2 protein-coding genes are annotated in these 6,101 nt (G+C 70.6%); both read right to left on the bottom strand.

Going from position 1 to position 6,101, the window contains the following annotated elements; all coding sequences use genetic code 11:
* Positions 1-1,483: type I polyketide synthase (locus KN815_RS36655; protein WP_253209463.1), on the bottom strand; the 1,483-nt coding region annotated here is incomplete at its 3' end.
* Between the two features lie 26 nt (positions 1,484-1,509).
* Positions 1,510-6,101: KR domain-containing protein (locus KN815_RS36650; RefSeq protein WP_216346164.1), on the bottom strand; the 4,592-nt coding region annotated here is incomplete at its 5' end.

Raw genomic sequence — 6,101 nt, 5'->3', positions numbered from 1 at the left:
GTGCCTGCCCCCGCAACCCCGCACCACCACGCCCCGACACCACCAACGGCACCACACCACCCGGAGCCTCCACCACCGGCGCCGCCTCACTGGCCACCTCCGGAGCCTGCTCCAAAATCACATGCGCATTCGTCCCGCTCACACCAAACCCCGACACCCCAGCCCGACGCGGACGCCCCACCTCCGGCCACACCCGCTCCTCGACCAGCAGCTCCACCGCACCCGCCGACCAATCCACCCGCGACGACGGCTCATCCACATGCAACGTCCGAGGCAACACCCCACGCTGCAACGCCAACACCATCTTGATCACACCAGCCACACCAGCAGCCGCCTGGGCATGACCAATATTCGACTTCAACGACCCCAACCACAACGGACACCCCTCAGGCCGACCCTGACCATACGTGTCCAAGAGCGCCTGCGCCTCGATGGGGTCGCCCAGGGCAGTGCCCGTCCCATGGGCCTCCACCGCATCCACATCCGCCGCCACCAGCCCGGCACTTGTCAGCGCCTGCCGGATGACACGCTGCTGCGAGGGACCGTTCGGCGCCGTCAACCCATTCGACGCACCATCCTGATTCACCGCACTGCCCCGCACCACAGCCAACACCCGATGCCCAAGACGCTCCGCATCCGACAACCGCTCGACCAGCAGCACGCCCGCGCCCTCGGAGAAGCCAGTGCCGTCCGCCGCCTCCGCGAACGCCCTGCAACGACCGTCCTTGGACATCCCGCGCTGACGCGAGAAGCCGACGAAGATACCGGGGTTGGCCATGACGGTCACCCCTCCGGCCAGCGCCATCGAGCACTCGCCCAACCGCAGCGCCTGTACGGCCAGATGCAAGGCCACCAGCGACGAGGAGCACGCCGTGTCCACCGCGACCGAAGGACCCTCGAAGCCGAGCGCATAGGACACCCGCCCCGACAGGACACTCGCCGACGTGCCCGTGCCCATGACCGCCTCGAGCTCCTCAGGGACCCGTGCTCCCGAGCCGTAGCTGTGGTACGTCACCCCGGTGAAGACGCCGATGTCCTTGCCGCGCAGCGCGGTCGGGTCGATCCCGGCGCGCTCGAACGCCTCCCAAGAGGTCTCGAGCATGATGCGCTGCTGCGGATCCATCGCCAGCGCCTCACGTGGCGAGATCCCGAAGAAGCCAGCGTCGAATTCCCCCGCGTCATGGAGAAAGCCACCCTCGCGGACATAGCTGGTGCCCGGGTGATCCGGATCCGGGTCGAAGAGGTTCTCCAGGTCCCAACCACGGTCCTCCGGAAACCCACCAATCGCGTCGCCGCCGGACACCACCAGATCCCACAGCTCCTCCGGCGTGGTCACCCCGCCCGGCAACCGGCACGCCATCCCCACGATCGCGATCGGCTCCGACAAGCCACGGCGTATGTCGGCGTTCTCCCGCTCGAGCCGCTCGTTCTCCATGAGCGTGACACGCAGCGCTTCGACGACCTGCGCTTCGGGAGTGGTCATCCCGGCCTCCGCATTTCGAACCGACATTACTTCCCGGCCTTGTTCATGGCTCGTTGCACCAGACTGGCGACGTCCATATCGGCGATCGTGGCGGTCGGCCGCCCGTCCGCCGGTGGCCCGTCCGCCGGTTGCTCTTCCACCCGTTGCCCGTCCGCCGGCCGCTCCGCTTCCGGTTCCCGGACCAGCGTCATGAGGGTGTCCAGGATGCCCAGCTCCTGGAAGCGGCTCAGCGGTGTCCTGGCCAGCGCGCGGCGCAGGCCCTCCTCGCTGCCGGTGTGGCTCTGCGCGGGCGGAGCGTCCGGGCAGAGTTTCATCCGCAGGTGGCGCATCAGGGCGGTGGGCGTCGGATAGTCGAAGACCAGCGTGGCCGGGAGGCGTATCCCGGTGTGGTTGGCCAGGCGGTTGCGCAGTTCCACCGCTGTGAGGGAGTCGAAGCCGATTTCGTTGAACGCCAGGTCCGGCCCGATGGCGTGAGCGGAGGCGTGGCCCAGTACCCGAGCGGCTTCCCGGCAGACCAGGCCGAGCAGGATCTGTTCCTGCTCCTCGGACGTGGCCCTGGTCAGACCCTGGGTGAAGGCGTCCATATCGGCGGCAGTGCGCGCGGTGCGCCGGCTCTGCCGGACGAGGCCACGGAGCAATGGTGGCACCGGTCCGGTGGCGGCCTCGGCCCGCAGTGCGCCTGGGTCCAGTTTCATGGGGAGCACCACCGGCTGGGGCATGTGCAGCGCGGTGTCGAACAGTTCCCCGCCTTCGTTCTCCGACAGTCCGGCCACTCCCCCGCGCACCATGCGCTGCTGGTCGGCGTCGGTGAGGTGGCCGGTCAGCCCGACTCCCGCGCCCTGTGCCCACAGCCCCCAGGCCAGGGAGATGGCGGGGAGGCCCTGGGCGCGGCGTCGATGTGCCAGTGCGTCCAGGAAGGCGTTGGCCGCCACATAGCTGCCCTGCCCCGAGCTGCCCAGCGTCCCCGCGGCCGAGGAGAACAGCACGAAGGCTGCCAGCTCCAGGTGCCGGGTCAGCTCATGCAGATGGAGTGCGGCATCCGCCTTCGGGGCGAAGACCGTGTCCAGTCGTTCCCTGGTCAATGCGGTGATCACACCGTCGTCCAGCGCACCGGCGCTGTGCACCACGGCGGTCAGCGGCGCGTCGCCCAGCAGCGAGGACAGCAGCTCGGCCAGGGCGTCGCGGTCTGCCACATCGCAGGCGGCGATCCGTACCCGTGCGCCGAGTGAGGTCAGTTCCCGCTCCAGCTCGTCCAGCGCACCGGCGCTGTGCACCACGGCGGTCAGCGGCGCGTCGCCCAGCAGCGAGGACAGCAGCTCGGCCAGGGCGTCGCGGTCTGCCACATCGCAGGCGGCGATCCGTACCCGTGCGCCGAGTGAGGTCAGTTCCCGCTCCAGCTCGTCCAGCGCACCGGCGCTGTGCACCACGGCGGTCAGCGGCGCGTCGCCCAGCAGCGAGGACAGCAGCTCGGCCAGGGCGTCGCGGTCTGCCACATCGCAGGCGGCGATCCGTACCCGTGCGCCGAGTGAGGTCAGTTCCCGCTCCAGCTCGGCCGCGCCGGTGGCCTGGGGTCCGCTCCGGCTGGTCAGCACCAGGTTCCGTACGCCGTGCTCGGTCACGAGGCGCCGGGCGGCCACCTTGCCCAGCGATCCGGTGCCACCCGTGATGAGCACGGTGCCCTCGGGATCCAGTCGGCGCGGCAGGGTGAACACGTTCTTGCCGATGTGCTGCGCCTGGCTCATGAACCGGAAGGCGGCCGGAGCGCGCCGGATGTCCCATACGGTCATCGGCGGCGGGGTCAACACCCCCTTCTCGAAGAGGTCGACCAGCTCGGTCAGCATCCGCTGGATGCGCTCGCCACCCGCCTCGGCCAGGTCGAACGCCCGATAGGCCACGCCGGGGTGCTCGATGCCCACCTCTTCGGCGTCCCGGATATCGCTCTTGCCCATCTCGATGAAACGGCCGCCCCTGGGCAGCAGCCGGAGCGAGGCATCGACGAAGTCACCGGCGAGGGCGTCCAGCACCACATCGAAGCCACGGCCCCCGGTCATCTCGAGAAACCGCTGCTCGAACTCCACTGTCCGGGAGTTGGCCAGCCGTCCCTCCGGGACACCGGCGGCGCGCGCCGCGTCCCATTTGGCCGGCCCGGCCGTGCCGTAGACCTCAGCGCCCCAGTGCCGGGCCAACTGCACCGCGGCCATGCCTACGCCACCGGCGGCGGCATGGATCAGGACCGACTCCCCGGGCTCCAGCCGGGCCAGGTCCCGCAGCCCGAAGTAGGCGGTGAGGAACACGCAGGGGACCGCGGCCGCCTGCTCGTAGGACCACCCCTCGGGGATGTGTACGAGGGTGAGGCAGTCGGCGACGGCGATGGGGCCGCCCGCACCCTCGAAGAGCCCCATGACCCGGTCGCCCGGTGCGAAGCGGGTGACACCTGGGCCGACCTCCGCGACCACACCGGCGCCCTCGTTGCCGATGCTGATCTCGCCGGGGTACATGCCCAGCGCCATCAGCACATCGCGGAAGTTGAGTCCCGCGGCACGTGTCTCGACCCGGACATGGCCCGGGGGAAGTGGCGCCAGGGCCGTCGGTGACGGCAGCAGCGCCAGGCCCTCCAGCGTTCCCGGACCGCGGGTGCCCAGCCGCCACGCGGGCTCTCCCTCCGGCGCCACGAGCGCCTCGTCGGCCGTCGCCCGGGTCAGGCGGCGCAGATGGCAGACGCCTGCGCGCAGCGCGAGCTGTGGTTCGTCTCCGGCGAGCAGGGCGGGCAGCAGCGTGGGCAGGTCCTTCGCGGAGGCCGGTGAGCCGTCCAGGTCGAGCAGCAGGATCCGCCCGGGGTTCTCCGACTGCGCGGTGCCGACCAGCCCCCAGGCGGCGGCGACCGCGGGGTCCACCGGATCGGCGTCCCGCACGCCTACGGCGCCCCGCGTCAGCACCACCAGACGAGAGTCCTCCAGCGAGGGCTCGGTCAGCCACGTCTGCAACACGTCCAGCACCTGACCGGTCAGTTCACGCGCGCGGGCCGCGTTGGTGTCGTCACGTACGGCCTCGCCGGGGCCGATCTCATACAGCAGGATCGGCGGTGCGACGGCTCGCGAGGCCAACTGCCTTACGTCCTGCGCGGTGTGCACGGAGACGGTGTCCACCGGCGCGTCGGCGGCGGCGACGCGCAGCTCCTCCCACCCCACGAGGAACATCTGGTCCGTCGACCTCCGTGTGGCCGCGTCCAGCAGCGCCGTCGGCATGGGCCGTGACACCAACGATTCGACCACCGCGACCGCCGCCCCGCTCGGATCGGCCAGTCGAAGGCCCACTCCGTCCTTGCCGTTGGGCGTGATACGTACGCGCAGCGACGAGGCTCCGGCGGCGTGCAGGGAGACTCCGCGATAGGCGAACGGAAGTGTGGGCCCTGCCTGGGCCTCTGCACGGTCGCGGAACGCGGTGGCGTGCAGGGCCGCGTCGAACAGTGCGGGATGCAGCCCGAACGCGGTGGCGTCGGCCGACAGCTCCTCGGGCAGGGTGACCTCGGCAAAGATCTCGTCACCCCGCGTCCACGCGGCCCGCAGACCACGGAAGGCCGGGCCGTATCCGTAGCCGCCGGCCTCCAGCTCCTCATAGACGCCGCGCACCCGCTCTTCCGGGACCGCCACCGCCCCGGTGGGTGGCCACTGCGTCAGGTCCGCGTCCAGCTCATCGGGGGTGTCCTGGGCCAGCGTGCCGCTGATGTGGCGAGTCCAGGGCGCGTCTGAGGCGTCGTCCTGGCCACGTGAGTGCACCGCCACCGGGCGACGGCCCGAATCGTCCGGTGCGCCGACGCTCACCCGCACCTGCACACCGTCGCGCTCGGGCAGGGTGAGCGGCGCTTCTACGACCAGCTCTTCCACGACACCGCAGCCGACCTCGTCACCTGCGCGCACCGCCAGCTCCACGAACGCCGCCCCGGGCAGGAGTACAGTGCCCGCCGCCGCGTGATCGGTCAGCCACGGATGCGTACGCAGCGACAGTCGAGAGGTGAACAGCACGCCCCCCGACTCCGGCAGCTCGGTGACGGCGCCCAACAGCGGGTGGTCGGCCCGGGCAAGTCCCAGCGCGGCCGCGTCCACCGTTTCACCTCGCCGTCCCAGCCAGTAGTGCTGGTGTTGGAAGGCGTAGGTGGGCAGGTCCAGGGCGGCATGCGCGGGGATGTCACCGAGCAGCGCGGTCCAGTCGACGGGGACACCGCGCACATACGCCTCGCCCAGGGACGTGAGCACACGGCGCATACCGCCCTCGCCCCGGCGCAGTGTCCCGGTCACCACGACCGGTCCGGCGTCGTCCGCCTGCTCGGCCGCCGCCTCGATGCTCATCGTCAGCACCGGATGCGCACTCACCTCAACAAACGCCGCAAAACCCTCCTCAATCAACCGGTCAATCGACGCGGCGAACCGCACCGTACTCCGCAGATTCCGATACCAGTACCCCGCATCCAACTCCACCGTATCCACCCACCCCGCCTCCACCGTCGAAAAAAACGGGATACGGGACGACACCGGCCGCACCTGCGACAACGACCCGGCAAGCTCCTCCTCCACCGCCTCAACCTGCACCGTATGCGAGGCGTAATCCACATCCACCCACC

This window comes from Streptomyces niphimycinicus, assembly GCF_018883605.1.
GTDB lineage: Bacteria > Actinomycetota > Actinomycetes > Streptomycetales > Streptomycetaceae > Streptomyces > Streptomyces niphimycinicus.
The sequence above is the reverse complement of the archived record's forward strand: the minus strand, read 5'-3'. Positions and strand labels throughout refer to the sequence as shown.